The 14,910-nt window shown below is 36.0% G+C and carries 15 protein-coding genes; 9 read left to right on the forward strand and 6 right to left on the reverse strand.

The window, feature by feature from the left end; all coding sequences use genetic code 11:
* The first annotated feature begins 8 nt into the window (after window positions 1–8).
* The 5 genes from QN089_RS05385 to odhB all read left to right on the forward strand — a co-directional run bounded on the left by QN089_RS05385 (window position 9) and on the right by odhB (window position 8,465).
* Window positions 9–2,063: a sensor domain-containing diguanylate cyclase gene (locus QN089_RS05385; protein WP_082701435.1), complete on the forward strand. Its 2,055-nt coding sequence runs from the start codon at window positions 9–11 to the stop codon at window positions 2,061–2,063.
* A complete protein-coding gene (locus QN089_RS05390) occupies window positions 2,063–2,737 on the forward strand; it encodes a response regulator transcription factor (protein WP_285216155.1) in 675 nt (224 codons plus the stop codon). Before QN089_RS05385 ends, QN089_RS05390 begins: the two co-directional genes overlap by 1 nt.
* Window positions 2,734–4,167 (forward strand): HAMP domain-containing sensor histidine kinase, encoded by a 1,434-nt coding sequence (locus QN089_RS05395; RefSeq protein WP_231726945.1) that lies wholly within the window; start codon window positions 2,734–2,736, stop codon window positions 4,165–4,167. The genes QN089_RS05390 and QN089_RS05395 overlap by 4 nt, the downstream gene beginning before the upstream one ends.
* Window positions 4,168–4,390: 223 nt before the next feature.
* Entirely contained in the window at window positions 4,391–7,186 is a 2,796-nt protein-coding gene (locus QN089_RS05400; protein ID WP_068453988.1) for a 2-oxoglutarate dehydrogenase E1 component, read from the forward strand.
* A gap of 31 nt (window positions 7,187–7,217) precedes the next feature.
* Window positions 7,218–8,465, forward strand: coding sequence for a 2-oxoglutarate dehydrogenase complex dihydrolipoyllysine-residue succinyltransferase (gene odhB, locus QN089_RS05405; RefSeq protein ID WP_285216156.1), 1,248 nt, complete (start codon window positions 7,218–7,220; stop codon window positions 8,463–8,465).
* Between the two features lie 148 nt (window positions 8,466–8,613).
* Here odhB and QN089_RS05410 read toward each other — a convergent pair whose 3' ends face one another.
* The 6 genes from QN089_RS05410 to QN089_RS05435 form a co-directional block, all read right to left on the reverse strand.
* Window positions 8,614–9,807 carry a tyrosine-type recombinase/integrase gene (locus QN089_RS05410; RefSeq protein ID WP_285216157.1) on the reverse strand — a complete coding sequence of 398 codons (1,194 nt, stop codon included), beginning with the start codon at window positions 9,805–9,807 and terminating at the stop codon, window positions 8,614–8,616.
* Window positions 9,808–9,840: 33 nt separating this feature from the next.
* The gene (locus QN089_RS05415) at window positions 9,841–10,359 is read right to left on the reverse strand and encodes an ImmA/IrrE family metallo-endopeptidase (protein WP_285216158.1); all 519 of its coding nucleotides are present in this window, start codon (window positions 10,357–10,359) and stop codon (window positions 9,841–9,843) included.
* A 72-nt stretch (window positions 10,360–10,431) separates the two neighbouring features.
* Window positions 10,432–11,259 carry a DUF3037 domain-containing protein gene (locus QN089_RS05420; RefSeq protein ID WP_285216159.1) on the reverse strand — a complete coding sequence of 276 codons (828 nt, stop codon included), beginning with the start codon at window positions 11,257–11,259 and terminating at the stop codon, window positions 10,432–10,434.
* A 1-nt stretch (window position 11,260) separates the two neighbouring features.
* On the reverse strand, window positions 11,261–12,094 hold the full coding sequence (locus QN089_RS05425) for a HipA family kinase (RefSeq protein WP_285216160.1): 834 nt from the start codon (window positions 12,092–12,094) through the stop codon (window positions 11,261–11,263).
* A gap of 23 nt (window positions 12,095–12,117) precedes the next feature.
* On the reverse strand, window positions 12,118–12,690 hold the full coding sequence (locus QN089_RS05430) for a hypothetical protein (protein WP_285216161.1): 573 nt from the start codon (window positions 12,688–12,690) through the stop codon (window positions 12,118–12,120).
* A gap of 155 nt (window positions 12,691–12,845) precedes the next feature.
* Window positions 12,846–13,196 (reverse strand): helix-turn-helix domain-containing protein, encoded by a 351-nt coding sequence (locus QN089_RS05435; protein WP_285216162.1) that lies wholly within the window; start codon window positions 13,194–13,196, stop codon window positions 12,846–12,848.
* A gap of 155 nt (window positions 13,197–13,351) precedes the next feature.
* On the opposite strand from QN089_RS05435, the gene QN089_RS05440 reads away from it, so the two are divergent.
* The 4 genes from QN089_RS05440 to QN089_RS05455 all read left to right on the forward strand — a co-directional run bounded on the left by QN089_RS05440 (window position 13,352) and on the right by QN089_RS05455 (window position 14,896).
* Entirely contained in the window at window positions 13,352–13,552 is a 201-nt protein-coding gene (locus QN089_RS05440; protein WP_285216163.1) for a helix-turn-helix domain-containing protein, read from the forward strand.
* Window positions 13,553–13,587: 35 nt separating this feature from the next.
* The gene (locus QN089_RS05445) at window positions 13,588–14,355 is read left to right on the forward strand and encodes a phage antirepressor (protein ID WP_285216164.1); all 768 of its coding nucleotides are present in this window, start codon (window positions 13,588–13,590) and stop codon (window positions 14,353–14,355) included.
* Window positions 14,356–14,358: 3 nt separating this feature from the next.
* On the forward strand, window positions 14,359–14,658 hold the full coding sequence (locus QN089_RS05450) for a hypothetical protein (RefSeq protein WP_285216165.1): 300 nt from the start codon (window positions 14,359–14,361) through the stop codon (window positions 14,656–14,658).
* Between the two features lie 82 nt (window positions 14,659–14,740).
* Window positions 14,741–14,896 (forward strand): hypothetical protein, encoded by a 156-nt coding sequence (locus QN089_RS05455; RefSeq protein ID WP_285216166.1) that lies wholly within the window; start codon window positions 14,741–14,743, stop codon window positions 14,894–14,896.
* The last annotated feature ends 14 nt before the right edge of the window (window positions 14,897–14,910 follow it).

Here is a 14,910-nt window from a genome sequence, read left to right on the forward strand (position 1 = left end):
GAAGAAATTTGAGAAACGAAATAGAAGCATCAGTGAACCAATTGCATACTTTATTTGAACATTGTGCGGATTTCGTTTTTTACATGGAAAACGTAGATGGACAATTCATTTATCGTTATGTTAATCCCGTGGCACTTGAAAAAGTATTTCAACAACAATCGCCAATCAATCAAACATTACAACAACATGTTCTAGTTTTAGAAACGCTACATGTCATTGAACGCCACTATAGACAAGCGCTTGAGACAAAAGAACAAGTTGTATTCCGAGATTTTTACTTGTTTTCAAATACACCCACAACGAGCGAAACAACTGTTATTCCATTCGGGAATGGAGAAGCGGTCTTAGCTATTACAAAAGAAGTTGATATCTTAAAAACAATAGAGGAAGAAAATCACTTTTTAAGAACATTGTTTCAAGAACAGATGAATCCTATTTTGGTGTTAAATACAGAATATGAAGTTATTAAAGCAAATAAGCGTTTTTATGAAACATTTGGTTTCCAACCCAATATTCTTAGTAGAAACTTTTTTGATATAGCAAATTTAGATGAAGAAAAAAGAGTAGTATTTTTTAATGCTCTGGCGAATGCACGCCGAGGTCGCCGTACAATGGTTCGGCAAAAATTGATTAAGGTGCGACAAGAGACAGCAGAATTTATTTTGAGTTTCACACCTATTTTACTGCATGAACGTGTTGTCGCAATTTGCATTCAGGCACAGGAATATACACGTAATATTGCGCTTCAGGAATCTTTAGATGAAGCAAGTACGATTTTGAAAGCGTATCAATTCGCTCTAAATGAAGCTGCTAATCTATGTATGACGGATGCAGAAGGTGTCATTGAATATGTTAGTCCAGGATATGAAAAGATATCACAATATAAAAAAGAAGATTTAATTGGACAGACGAATGGTTTACTTAATTCAAGACAGCACCCGAAAAGCTTTTATAAAGAGATGTGGGATACGATTAAAGCGGGTCAGCCTTGGCGTGGTGAGATTTGTAATCGAACACGTCTCGGAACGCATTTTTGGGTGGATACAACCATTGTGCCAATGTACGGATCAGATGGCGAAATCGAACACTTCTTGTCGATTTGTTTAGATATTACAGATAAGCGTGTGATGATGACGAATTTACGCAATATTGAACGTACTTTCCGCTTAATTACAGAAAATACAAATGATTTTATCGTTATTACGAATGAAGATGGTATTGTACTATATGTTTCGCCTAATCATGAATCTCGTTTAGGTTATGAGAAAGAGGAGTTACTTGGTCAATTTTATTTAAGTGTTTTAACAGAAGAGAGTAAGATGGTATTAAGTACAGAACTTGATGTGCTTTTAGAAAATGAAGGCGAATCACAGTTAGAATTACAATTATGTACGAAGTCAGGCGAACGTGTCTGGATTGAAGCACATATTACAGCTGTAGAAGATACAGAACGCTCTGAAGTGTATCAATTCGTTATTATTGCCAGGGAAATAACGAAGCGTAAACAAAAAGAAGATGAGCTTCGATTCCTTGCGTATCACGATAGTTTAACGCTCTTACCGAATCGTCGTTACGTGACACTAGAGTTTCCGAAGTTAGTGAAGCAAGCGATTACATCGGGGACTGCACTGACGCTACTCTATTTAGATGGCGATAATTTTAAACGTATTAATGACTTATACGGACATGATATGGGGGATGACTTCATTCGAAACTTTGGGCAAGCTTTACTAGAAAGTGTACGCGATCATGATATTGTTGCGCGTATTGGTGGTGATGAGTTTATCGTCATTTTATCGAATATGTCATTAGATGATGACAAGCGAAATCGTCAAACGCTACAAACAATTGAACGTATTCAAAATACACTACGTCGTGGTTGGATGATTGGAAGTACACACTTCTCACCAACATCTTCAATCGGTGTAGCGAGCTATCCAAAAAATGGAGAATCTATTAATGAATTAATGGGTCATGCGGATGAAGCGTTATATGTGGCAAAGCGTATTAACGGAAAAGACTCATATCATATTTCAGAAAAGTATTTTCAGGAGGATGTGTAATGAAAAAAATCTTATTGGTGGAAGATGAAAAAAGCATTGCACGTTTTGTTGAATTAGAGCTACGTCACGAACAGTTCGATGTAACCGTTGCATACGATGGTCGCAGTGGATTGGACTATGCTCTTAACGAGTCGTTTGATTTAATATTACTCGATGTCATGCTACCTGAACTGAACGGTATAGAGGTGTGTAGACGCATTCGAAAGGAATCAGATATACCCATTTTACTCATTACAGCTAGAGATGCTGTTATGGACCGTGTAGCGGGATTAGATGCAGGAGCGGATGACTACATTGTAAAGCCTTTTGCGATTGAAGAATTATTAGCACGTATTCGAGCAGCACTTCGACGTACAACGACAATGAAGGAGGAAGAAACGCCTATTCTTCGTTTCCGTGATTTATTCATTGATGAGCAAGCGTATATAGTCACAGTTGAAGGACAGGCGCTTCAATTAACAAAAACTGAATATGATTTACTCGTGTTACTCGTTCAAAATCAAAATCGTGTCTGTACAAGAGAACAGATTCTTGTAGCAGTATGGGGGTATGACAGCGAAGTAGAGACGAATGTAATTGATGTATACATTCGTCATTTACGTGCGAAGTTGCCACCAGACTACAGTCATGCAATTGAAACAGTAAGAGGAGTGGGATATGTGATGCGTACATGAAAATCAAACAACAAATAATGCAGAAGTGGATGCACCAATCGTTAAAAACGAAGTGGGCGTTCATATCTGCTTTTGTCATTTTTATTAGTTATTTATTTATTTGTGTTGTGATGTATGTATCATTACAATCATGGCTACTCTCAGATGAAAAACAGTCTGTCACACGTTCGATGAATGACCTCACATCCTTCTTTGAAAGTCGTGGTCCTTACTTAACGCTTGAAGAAGTCCAGCGCAACGAGAATTTAATTAATGGCATTGTCGATAAGAATCAAACAGCACGTATTTTAAATGCAGATGGCGTCGAAATTCTTCGCATTAATAATACGACAAAAGAGATTCCAGCCATACCATCTGATGTACCGAGCCGAGGCTATGCACTTGAAACATTAAAAGTGGACGGGGAAAAAAGTTTTGTAGCAACTGCAAAACTACGTCTAGGCGCGTTTGAAGGATATATTCAATTAACGCATCCTTTGAGTTCCTATGTATCACTCATGCGCTATTTATTAACAGCGATGATTTTAATGGGTGTGATAGCGCTTGTATTATCATCAGCTGTTGGTTACACGTTGGCAACGAGGCTGTTGCGACCACTTGACCGTTTACGCTTTGAGATGAATCGTGTATCGAAAGAAGGTTTTGAAGCAAAAATCGAATTGCACGAACAAAGGCATGATGAGATTGGTGACTTACTTGATGTGTACCGTAAGATGATGGTGGAACTTGAAAATTCTTTTTTACAACAACAACGATTTATTTCCGATGCCTCTCACGAGTTGCGTACACCGATTCAAATTTTAGAAGGTCATTTAAACTTAATCAAACGATGGGGAAAAGATGATCCAGAAGTATTGGCGGAATCACTCGATACGTCTTTACAAGAGATTCATAGAATGCGCTCTTTAATCGAAGAATTATTAGACCTTGCAAGACGTGAGAAAAAAGATATTCAAAATGGAGTAAATTTAATAGAAGAAACTAAAAAAGTAATAAATGAAACAAAACAATTACATCCAGAGGCTGAAATCATACTTGTGAGTAATGAAAATGATACCTTGAATGCAGCAATATCAAGGGATGCTTATAACCAAATTGTACGAAACCTATTACAAAATGCTATTCGTTATACCGAAAAAATTCCAAATATACGAATAAGCTTGACAAATGCGGCTGAGTGCCACAAAATCGAAGTCGAAGACAATGGTATCGGCATTCAATCAGATGCCATTCCACGTATATTTGATCGTTTCTTCCGAGTGGATGAAGCACGTTCGAGAGAGCATGGAGGAACCGGTTTAGGCCTGGCAATCGTCAAGATGCTTGTTGAAAAGTATGATGGACAAATTTCAGTAACAAGTAAGGTAGGAAAAGGCACGAAATTCACTGTTAAAATTCCTAATTTTAACAATAAAGATGGAATAAATTAAGTAATTACGTGTTTCAAGTCCAAATTTGCTGAATTTGATAAAAAATATTGTATTTTTTGTGAAGAGTAGTAAGATTGAAGGGGAAAAAATATTATATCTAATTGCTAAAAGAATTCGCTTACATGCAAGCAGATATGATTGGTAAAATATACAGTGGATTTTCATATTATTATTATAACTATTGGAAAGATGCCACTAGGCAAAAAACTTGGAGGTTATTCTCATGTCAAACAACGTTTCACCATGGGCTGCTTTTTCAGGACCTAACCTTGGCTATGTGATGGATATGTATGACCTATACTTAACATCACCAGAGGAAGTAGATGCAGAATTAGTAGCATTATTTGAACAATACGGTGCGCCAGTTGCTCCAGCAGCACAAGGCGGCTCAGAAGTAGCAGCAGTTGCTTCATCAGGTAATATTACAACAATTCTTACAGCGGTTAAATACGCTGATGCAATTCGTAACTTTGGTCACTTAGCAGCAGACATTTACCCACTTCACAATCAAGCAAGAGATACGAAGCGTATTGAAGCAGCAACTTACGGTCTTACAGATCAAGATCTAATCGAAGTTCCAGCTTCTGCACTTATCAAAGAAGTACCTGCAGGTGTACGCAACGGTTTAGATGCAATCAACTACTTAAAAGAAATTTACACAGGTAAAATTGCATTTGAATACAACCAAGTTGTTGGACAAGAAGAAAAAGAGTGGATCCAATCTAAGATTGAAAGCGGTTCACTAAATGGCGCATTAACTGCGGATGAGAAAAAAGCTGTATTAAACATGTTAAACAATGTTGAAGGCTTTGAACAATTCATGCACAAAACTTTTGTCGGCGTAAAACGCTTCTCAATCGAGGGTGTTGACTCTTTAGTTGTATTAATTGATGAATTAATCAAACGTTTTGAAACAAAAGGTACAAACGATGTTCAAATCGGTATGGCACACCGTGGTCGTCTAAATGTGTTAACACATAACGTTCACAAACCATACAAAATGATGTTGGCAGACTTTGCACACGTACCAAGCGATTTATTCGTACCAGAAGACGGTTCACTTGTTGTAACAAAAGGCTGGTCTGGCGATGCGAAATATCACTTAGGTGCAACATATAAAGCAGACAATGGTAGTCGCGTATCATTAGCTTACAACCCATCACACTTAGAAGTTGTATCACCTGTTGTAAACGGTGCAACACGCGCTGTTCAAGAAGACACATCAAAACCAGGTTTACCTGTACAAGACACTTCTAAATCAGTATCAATCTTAGTGCATGGTGACGCAGCATTCGCTGGTCAAGGCGTTGTAACAGAAGGCTTCAACTATGCAGGAACAAAAGGATTCACAACAGGCGGTTCTGTACACATCATCGCTAACAACATGATTGGTTTCACAACGGAACGCTATGATTCTCGTTCAACTGTTTACTCTTCAGACTCTGCAAAAGGTTACGAAATCCCAGTATTACACGTAAACGCTGATGCACCTGAAGCTGTAATTCAAGTTGCACGTTTCGCAGTTGAATACCGCGCGAAATTTGGTAAAGACATCGTTGTTGACTTAATCGGTTACCGCCGTTATGGTCATAATGAAATGGATGAACCAATGATTACAAACCCAGAAATGTACAACATTGTTCATAACCACGATACAGTGCGTGCGTTATACGGTAAACAATTAGTATCTGAAGGTGTTGTAACAGATTCAGATGTACAACAACTACAAGCAGATATTAAAGCAACATTACAAGCAGAATTAGACGTTGTAAAATCAGCTGGACAAGGTGCAGAACCTGATCACTCAGTACCACAAGTTGTACTTGATGGATTCCCAGAAGTTGATACATCCGTTGAAAAAGAGCGCTTAACAAAAATGAATGCTGAATTACTTCAATTCCCTGAAGACTTCAACGTATTCAAAAAATTAGGTAAAATCTTAAACCGTCGCCAAGATCCATTTGAAGGCAAAGGTAAAATTGATTGGGGCCATGCAGAAACACTTGCATTCGGTACAATCATCCAAGACGGTCACCCAGTACGTATTTCAGGTCAAGACGTACAACGTGGTACGTTCGCACACCGTCACTTAGTATTACACGATGAGAAGAATGGTAACGAGTTAACAATGTTACACCACATCTCAGGTGCAAAAGCTTCATTCGATGCAATTAATAGCCCATTATCAGAAGGGTCAATTCTTTCATACGAATTTGGTTATAACATTCAAAATCCAAACGCTTTAGCAATTTGGGAAGCACAATATGGTGACTTCGCAAACATGGCACAAGTTATTTTCGATAACTTCATTTCAGCTTCACGTTCGAAATGGGGCGTTAAATCAGGTTTAGTGATGTTATTACCACACGCAGCTGAAGGACAAGGTTCTGAGCATACATCTGCTCGTTTAGAACGTTTCTTACAATTAGCAGCAGAGAATAACTGGACAGTCGCAAACCTTTCAAGCGCAGCGAACTACTTCCACTTATTACGTCGCCAAGCAGCAATGTTAAATACAGAAGCAATTCGTCCACTTGTATTAGTATCACCAAAATCACTACTACGTAACCAAATCGTAGCAGCTGATGTAGATGAACTAGCGAATGGTAAATTCGAAACTGTCATTGAGCATCCTGTAACAGGTAAAGATGCGAAAAAAGTAGAGAAACTTGTCTTTGCATCTGGTAAAATGGCAATTGATATTGCAGAAAAAGTAGGAGAAGGAAAAGGATATGAGCACTTACACTTAGTACGTGTTGAACAGTTATACCCATTCCCATCTGAAAAAATTCAAGCAATCATTGAAAAATATCCAAATGTAAAAACACTTGCATGGGCACAAGAAGAACCGAAAAACATGGGTTCTTGGTCATTCGCTGATCCTTACTTACGCGAGTTAGAAGGCGATCACGAAATTCGCTATGTAGGTCGTGGGGAACATTCTTCACCAGCTGAGGGAGATCCAGATTCATTCAAAGTAGCACAAACAAAAGTGATTGAAGAAGCAGTATCTAAATAATCGTTCATCATATTGAAGGAGGAAATTTAAAATGGCTGACATTATCGTACCAGAATTAGCAGAATCTATTACAGAAGGTGAGATCGTACGCTGGGTAAAACAAGTGGGCGACTCTGTAGAAAAAGGCGAATTCATCGTTGAACTTGAAACAGATAAAGTAAACGCTGAAATCATCTCAGAAGAAGCAGGTGTTTTAACTGAGATCCTTGCACAAGAAGGCGATGTTGTAGAAGTAGGCGCTGTTATCGCACGCGTTGACGCAAATGCAACAGGCGCTGCTCCAGCACCAAAAGAAGAAGCACCAAAAGAAGAAGCGAAACCAGAAGCACCAAAAGAAGAAGCTCCTAAAGCTGCTCCAGCACCAGCTGCACCAGTAGTAGAAGAAACATCTTCAAACGAACGCATTATCGCTTCACCAGCTGCTCGTAAATTAGCACGTGAAAAAGGAATCGATCTTGCTGCTGTATCACCAGTAGATCCACAAGGTCGCGTACGCGTACAAGACGTAGCTGCACATGGTACAGCTCCTGCAGCACAAGCTACACCAGCAGCTCCAGCTCCTAAAGCTGTAGATGATTCTCGCGTAGAAGCAGTGAAAATGACTCGTCGTCAACAAACAGCTGCTCGTAAATTATTAGAAGTATCACAAAACACTGCGATGCTTACAACATTCAACGAAATCGACATGACAGCAGTTATGGCACTTCGTAGCCGCAAGAAAGATGCTTTCATGGAAAACCATGACGGTACAAAACTTGGCTTCATGTCATTCTTTACAAAAGCTGTAACAGCAGCACTTAAAAAGTACCCAGCTGTTAACGCTAAAATTGTTGGTGACGAAATCCACTACAACAAGTTCTATGATGTAGGTGTAGCGGTATCAACTCCAGACGGTCTTGTAGTACCAAACGTACGTGACACAGATCGCAAAAACTTTGCTGAAATCGAAGCAGACATTGCTGAGTTAGCAGTAAAAGCACGCAACAAAAAATTAGCATTATCTGACCTTGAAGGTGGTTCATTCACAATCACAAACGGTGGTATCTTCGGTTCATTAATGTCTACACCAATCATCAATGGTGACCAAGCTGCAATCCTTGGTATGCACAACATCGTAAAACGCCCAATCGCTGTAGGCGACGAAATCGAATTACGCCCAATGATGTACGTAGCATTATCTTACGATCACCGTATCATCAACGGTAAAGAGTCTGTTGGTTTCTTAAAAATGGTTAAAGATTTAATCGAAAACCCAGAAGATTTATTATTAGAAGGTTAATAACTGCCGACGGATGAAGGTTGGTCAAGCCTTGCAAACAGGACGTTTGCGCACTTGGCTTGACTACCATTCCAAGGCTTTGAAGCACTTTTGAAAATAGAGAAAAAGAGAAAGCCTCTGAGAAATCGGGGGCTTTTTTTGTGTTGTTTTATTGCTTTTTTGGGCTCGTGACTATATTTTGACTATATGAGCTAAGTTTCGTTGGCTCGTTTAAGTAATTAATGAGTAAATCTGTCGTTTTCTCAACTTGCTCGGTAGTCACGTGAGTATAGACGTTCATCGTTGTTTCGATATGAGCATGGCCAAGTAATTTTTGAACGACCTTCACATCGACACCAGCTGCAAATAGTAGGGAAGCACAAGAGTGTCGTAAACCATGTACAGTAATCCGAGGTAAACCATAACGCTTACAAAGTTTCGTTAAGACTTCGTTCGTATAAGAATTACGAAACGGATCGAATGAAGTTTCCTTGATGAAGATGAACTTCTCTTTTGGCTGAACATTATACTGTAGACGAAGTTTTTTATTTTGTCGTATGAGGTCCTTTAATGTGTGATAGGTTTCATCATCTAAATATAATTCACGAATGGAAGTTTTCGTTTTTGGTTTTAAGATTTCAAATGAATTATCAGCGTTATAATAAAGTGTTTTATTGACGGTTAGATTTTGTGTTTGATCATCAATATCTTTTTCTTGCAGAGCGAGTAACTCACCTTTACGCAACCCAGTAAGTAGTAATGTTCGAAACATTGCATAGTATTTAAGACTTTCGTTTTCTTTTAAGACTTTTAAAAAGTAGAGTGACTGTTCTTTGTTCCAAAACTTATCGATTTTTTCTTCTTCCTCGAAGAAAGTATTTTTTGGATAGACTGTATTGTCAAAAGGGGAAGCTTCAATATAGTTATTACGAACAGCAAAGTCGAATACATTTCTCGCTTGAATAACGATTGGCTTATACGATTTTAATTGTGTACTCATAAACTGAATATACTTTTGGCAATCTTGCTTAGTAATATCTTTTAAACGCTTATTACCGAAAGTGGGTAATATCCATTTTTTAAAATCAACAGACTTTCTATAAATAGTAGATGCCTTTAAATATGTCGAATACTCGTGTTCAAATTCGGTAAAGATTTGTTGGAAGGTATAATGTGATTTAATATTTGATCTAACTTTTGAATCTTCCATTTCTAATTTTTTTGCTACAAGCTTTGCGTCATTTAGTTTTTTAAAACCACGTCTAGTAGTTAATTTTTTTTCTAATGTAACTGGATCTGTAAGGTAAAGACGAATCATCCAAAACTCCCCTTTAGAAGTTTTATATTTTGAAAATGAAGCCATAGTAGTACCTCCTTATTTATAATCACTTACATCCTAACACCAATAGTCAGTAGTGGTTGGTAGTCTTTTATCAGCTATATATGTGTTTTGTGAGCCATTATGTACATAATTGTCTAAAAAGTGATTAAGGCGCTTACACGCAAACGTCAGGCTTACCTTAAATATCTTTTGTAAGAGGGCGACTGCCTGGTAATAATCATTCGGTAAATTCATGTTCAGTAACATAAAAGTAGGAATAGCAGCGTGAAGTGCAAAGTTATTCGCTTTGTATTCTTGATACTGTATAAATTCCGTTGGCAACTTCATCTGATCCCCAGCGTGATAAAGTATATGAGCCAATTCATGACAAAAATCTTCCCACTCTGTATTAAGAATAGAGCGTTGTAAGAAGATACAAGGGCGTTCGTTATGAATTAACGCAAGACTTGAATCATCCCACCAGAACAAGCGTATATGCAGTTTATGGGCTATATCCTCGATGTTTAGATGTTCAGGCTTTTCTACTTTTAATGTACTGTATAAATGTTTTATATTGTCTTCTAAATAGTTCATAATAATTACCCCTTTACCAAACGTATGTTCTATTTGATTATAAAGGAAAACCCTACTTTTTGGAAGTAGGGTTTAGATTATTTGTGAATGGCTTAGAAAATCATTACACTCTTGAAGTGTCAAAATTTCGACCCCTTGATCAGATAAAAATTGTTTGGCTTCTTGTTCAATTTGTTTCTCGAAAGAAGTATTGTTTATAACAACAATGAAATTATTTATATCTATTTGATTTTGATCTAAATAATTTTTTAAATCAAAAACAAATAATTTTATTTGGTTTATAAGGTGAGAATCCTGTTTGTAATCAAAAGTAAGGGATTTTAAATATTTTTGTTCAGAATTAACATTAACTATGAAGTCATAAGGCTTATTTGACCATGAATTCTTTTTTAGTTTATCTATAGAATAAGCATCCTTAGATATTTGATTCCTGATAATTTGTTTTGTTAATATTCTAATTCTATCTTTATCCATTTCACGCACAGATTTTGGACGGTCGTAATAAAGGTAAATATCTTTCAAATCTTCCAATATCTCATTTAGACTTCTTTCACCTAATTCTATTTGTTCATGCTCTGTGAATTGAATTTGATTTATATAATTCATTGTTTTCATTTTTAAAATTTTATTACTATTGGAACTTAAAAGCTCTTCAATATATTCTTTATTATCATATTCAAGACCTTCAAGAGAAAAATCAAAGTTGAGCGAAGAACGTAAGTATTTTAGTTCTTCTAAATCCAATTCATCATCAAATGCTAATATACGACTATTGTTAGTTGAAGCTAGAAAACCTATTTTCTTTTCATCTGGTGAAAAATAAGCAAGTCCAAAGTTTACTTGTTCATTTCTCACAATATCATTAACATACTTTGCAATTGAATAATAAACAACACTCATATTAATTAATTCCTCCTTTCCAGTTTAAACAAAATGGTTTGATAGCTTGAATAATGTCATCAACATGATCGTTCCGATAACAGAGGAATTCAATTAAAGCATCTTTTTTAGAATCCTCAAATTCCCATTCTGCAGGTACTGAATTGACAATTTCAATTATTCGATTATGCGTTAATTGATTAGCTAATCGTATCGTTTCATTAAACGGGCTATTCCCATCTACATATAACCTTAGCATGTTATAATACTTTTCGTCAAAATTGTCAACTAGCCACTTGTCTTTAACTTGATTTAAAGATGAGACATTCCATACTTCCCCCAAATCAAATACATGAGAATGATCAATTACAACTAATTTATTTTGTTTTGAGTCGAATAATAAATTTCCATCATTCAATGCACGGTCCTGATTTAATATAAGTTGATCAAAATAAAGTAACATAGGAATAATATTTATGTTAGTGCACCTTTCGAATGCTGGTTGTCTGACATTAGCATTGGCTTTCTTATTCCATTTTAACGCGAATCCTAGGTTAGATTTTATATCTCTTGATTGCAGTTCACTAGAATTAGTCAGTACTTCATCTGTAATGTTTACTAAAATAGCTTCCTCTAATGGCAATTTAAATTCTTTGGCCAGTAAATAACATATGTATTCATTTATTATAGGTAAATTTCCAATCTCATCTGTATAAAGCTTACAAATATATGGATTTAAATCTACTCCTGTAGCAATAAACGGGCTAGTGGAAGGTTTTATGTCTTCTTCAGAACCTTTACCTTTCCAAAGAATAATATCATTTTGAAACTTCGATAAGTCAATCTTTTTTAGCAAAGTGGCCCGTCCTCTCTTTCTAATTATTTAGTTACGCTATCTCGCCAATCATATAAATTCGCTACATTCGGAATGTTTTCAAAGTCAAAATTCTCCCACTGAATTTTCTTCAATGTTTCTTGATTCATATTAATAAACATGCCTCTTTCAAATGAGGTTTTTCCATACTGGTCTGACATAGGAACCAAGAAGGTTAGTTGAACAACTTTTACACCCTTTAACTTACTTACAGGCTCAATAAGTTTCGCTGCATGTTTTAATAACTCGCGTTCAGATCCAGCGTTAGCATTTGTATTAATTTTCATATATGCAATACCAGAATCAACTTTTATAGAATCAATCGTTTTTTTGCCATCTACCTCTTTACCCATTTCATTCGTAATTATTTTTTCGATTTGTTGATCGATAGGCAAGTTCTTATCTACCTCTTTTTCAGCTTTTGAGGTAAGCGTGCTGCCAATAATTAATAAGATGAAACTAGCTATACATGCTAAAAATATTTTTTTCTTAGGTTTCTTTTTAATCACACTGACAATCAGCATGATAGCGCTAATGAATAGTGCAACAATACCTAAAAGTAATAAGGGAATACTCATGTTTTTTAAACTCCTTTAAATATTAAAATTTTATCAAAATAAACAAATGGTTACTAATAGAAGAAAAGTAATTACATTTACCTATTTAGATATCAAAAAAAAGCACTTGAATGTGCTGTTTTTTTATTTTAGATTGAACCTTTTAGCAAAGAGACTTACAAGTTTTCATTCTCTTTTAAAATCTCCCACATCTTGCGTAACCGTCTCAGATCTTCTTCTTTAGATTCTGGCAATTCTTTGTACCATTTCTGAAGTTCTGGATCATTAGCAAAAGCTTCGAATTCTTTATCTTCAAACCTTGGAGTTGTATCTTCTATTCCTAGTAAATAGTCTGCAGAACAGCCGAGAGCTATAGCAAGTTTAGAAAGTTCTTCATCTTTTACCGGTCTTTCACCAGATTCAATTCTATTCATTACACTTTGATTTATATTAATTCGTCGTGCTAGTTCTTTTTGGCTCCAATTTTTCTTCTCACGTAAGGAAATAATTCTTTTGTTGATACTCATGAATTCACCATCCTAACTACTTATGTATTTTATCATGTTTCTGAAATGGAAATAAAATAATTGCTAAAATAGAAATAAAACTATTGCATTTCTATTTTAGCAATGTTATATTTTGATTAAGGAGTTGCTGAAACAGAAATTACGGAGGTGTTGAAGTGAAAAATTTCAGCTTAACTTATATTAAAAATAGAAGAATTAAACTAGGAATGACACAACAAGAGCTTGCTAAATCTTTAGGTTACAAAGGTTCTTCAACATATTTAAAGTATGAAAATGGAACATATTCATTTAAGGCAGATCAATTACCAATGTTAGCTAATGAGTTAAATTGTGATATTTCAGATTTTTTTATCTAAATAATTGCTAAAATAGAAATTTTGGAGGTAATAAAATGCAACAATTACAAACATTTATGTACAACGAGCAAGCAGTTAGAACTTTATTTGATTCAAAAGGAGAAGTATTTTTTGTTGGAAATGATGTTGCTAAGTTATTAGGATATTCCAACTATCGCAATGCAGTTATAAATCATGTTGATACCGAAGATAAGCAGCGTACTCAAATCGAGGACGCAGGTCAAAGTCGAGAAATGACTATCATTAACGAATCTGGGCTATATAGTTTGATTCTTTCGTCCAAATTACCAACAGCAAAACAATTCAAGCGCTGGGTCACTAGCGAGGTCCTACCGAATATCAGAAAGCATGGAACTCACATGACAAGCGAAACAATTGAAAAAGTATTGGCTGATCCCGATACGATTATTCAAATCGCAACACAGTTAAAAGAAGAACGAGCGAAACGTATGCAGGCAGAAGTTGTTATTGAACAGCAAAAACCGCAAGTGTTATTCGCGAAAGCTGTTGAAACAAGTGAGACATCTATCCTAGTCGGTCAACTAGCGAAATTACTCACTCAAAATGGCATCAGCATAGGTCAAAATCGTTTATTCGCTTGGTTACGTGATAATGGCTACCTCGGCAAGAAGGGGGCGCATTATAACGAACCTACTCAATATGCAGTTGAGCGTGGTTGGTTTGAAGTAGTTGAGCGAACTATGCAAAATCCAGATGGCAGCGTTCGGATTACTAGAACAACCAAAGTGACAGGCAAGGGTCAGGTTTACTTTATTAATAAGCTACTTACAAAGGCGGTGTAAACCATGACACCTGAATCTTTAATGCAGCAACTCGATGAAACATATTTTGTTCAAAAGTTAGAGTTATTGGTCAAACAAGCTTATGAACAAGGAGTGATCGCTGGGCAAAAGCGATTTAACTATCCTCCTGTTCTTAAGCGTGATGATTTAGCTGAAATTTTAAACATTGCTTTACCAACGGTAGATAAATTACTGAAAAATCCTTCATTTCCACGATTGCGAGAAGTTCGCGGACGTTATCCACGCGATGCAGTTTTTAAGTGGATTGAAGATAATACAGAAGTTTTAAATTCCTTCTATTAATTATTTTAAACGAAAATTTAATTGATGATGGTAGGAATTGACATGAAAATATATATATTTGTGAGAAAAAGGAGAGATTTATATGAGAAAAAATGAAAAATCCTTAGTCGCTGTAACAACTAAGGAAAATGAAGAGTTAACGAAATGTAATAAGTGCAACAATCCTTGTAAAACAGGTTGGGTGTATTGTTCAAATTGTGGTAGCAAACTTAAAACAAATGTTTTAAAAGTTGATTAAAAAGGGAGAAAAAC

Origin of the sequence: Kurthia sp. YJT4 (assembly GCF_030219945.1) — a bacterium.
Classification (GTDB): domain Bacteria; phylum Bacillota; class Bacilli; order Bacillales_A; family Planococcaceae; genus Kurthia; species Kurthia gibsonii.

What these genes read in the sequence shown, in the direction of transcription:
- QN089_RS05395 (WP_231726945.1), top strand. Translation starts at nt 2,734, where the DNA reads ATGAAAATCAAACAACAAATAATGCAGAAGTGGATGCACCAATCGTTA.
- QN089_RS05435 (WP_285216162.1), bottom strand. Translation starts at nt 13,196, where the DNA reads ATGAGTATCAACAAAAGAATTATTTCCTTACGTGAGAAGAAAAATTGG.
- QN089_RS05450 (WP_285216165.1), top strand. Translation starts at nt 14,359, where the DNA reads ATGACACCTGAATCTTTAATGCAGCAACTCGATGAAACATATTTTGTT.
- QN089_RS05445 (WP_285216164.1), top strand. Translation starts at nt 13,588, where the DNA reads ATGCAACAATTACAAACATTTATGTACAACGAGCAAGCAGTTAGAACT.
- QN089_RS05430 (WP_285216161.1), bottom strand. Translation starts at nt 12,690, where the DNA reads ATGAGTATTCCCTTATTACTTTTAGGTATTGTTGCACTATTCATTAGC.
- QN089_RS05420 (WP_285216159.1), bottom strand. Translation starts at nt 11,259, where the DNA reads ATGAGTGTTGTTTATTATTCAATTGCAAAGTATGTTAATGATATTGTG.
- odhB (WP_285216156.1), top strand. Translation starts at nt 7,218, where the DNA reads ATGGCTGACATTATCGTACCAGAATTAGCAGAATCTATTACAGAAGGT.
- QN089_RS05390 (WP_285216155.1), top strand. Translation starts at nt 2,063, where the DNA reads ATGAAAAAAATCTTATTGGTGGAAGATGAAAAAAGCATTGCACGTTTT.
- QN089_RS05415 (WP_285216158.1), bottom strand. Translation starts at nt 10,359, where the DNA reads ATGAACTATTTAGAAGACAATATAAAACATTTATACAGTACATTAAAA.
- QN089_RS05455 (WP_285216166.1), top strand. Translation starts at nt 14,741, where the DNA reads ATGAGAAAAAATGAAAAATCCTTAGTCGCTGTAACAACTAAGGAAAAT.
- QN089_RS05400 (WP_068453988.1), top strand. Translation starts at nt 4,391, where the DNA reads ATGTCAAACAACGTTTCACCATGGGCTGCTTTTTCAGGACCTAACCTT.
- QN089_RS05410 (WP_285216157.1), bottom strand. Translation starts at nt 9,807, where the DNA reads ATGGCTTCATTTTCAAAATATAAAACTTCTAAAGGGGAGTTTTGGATG.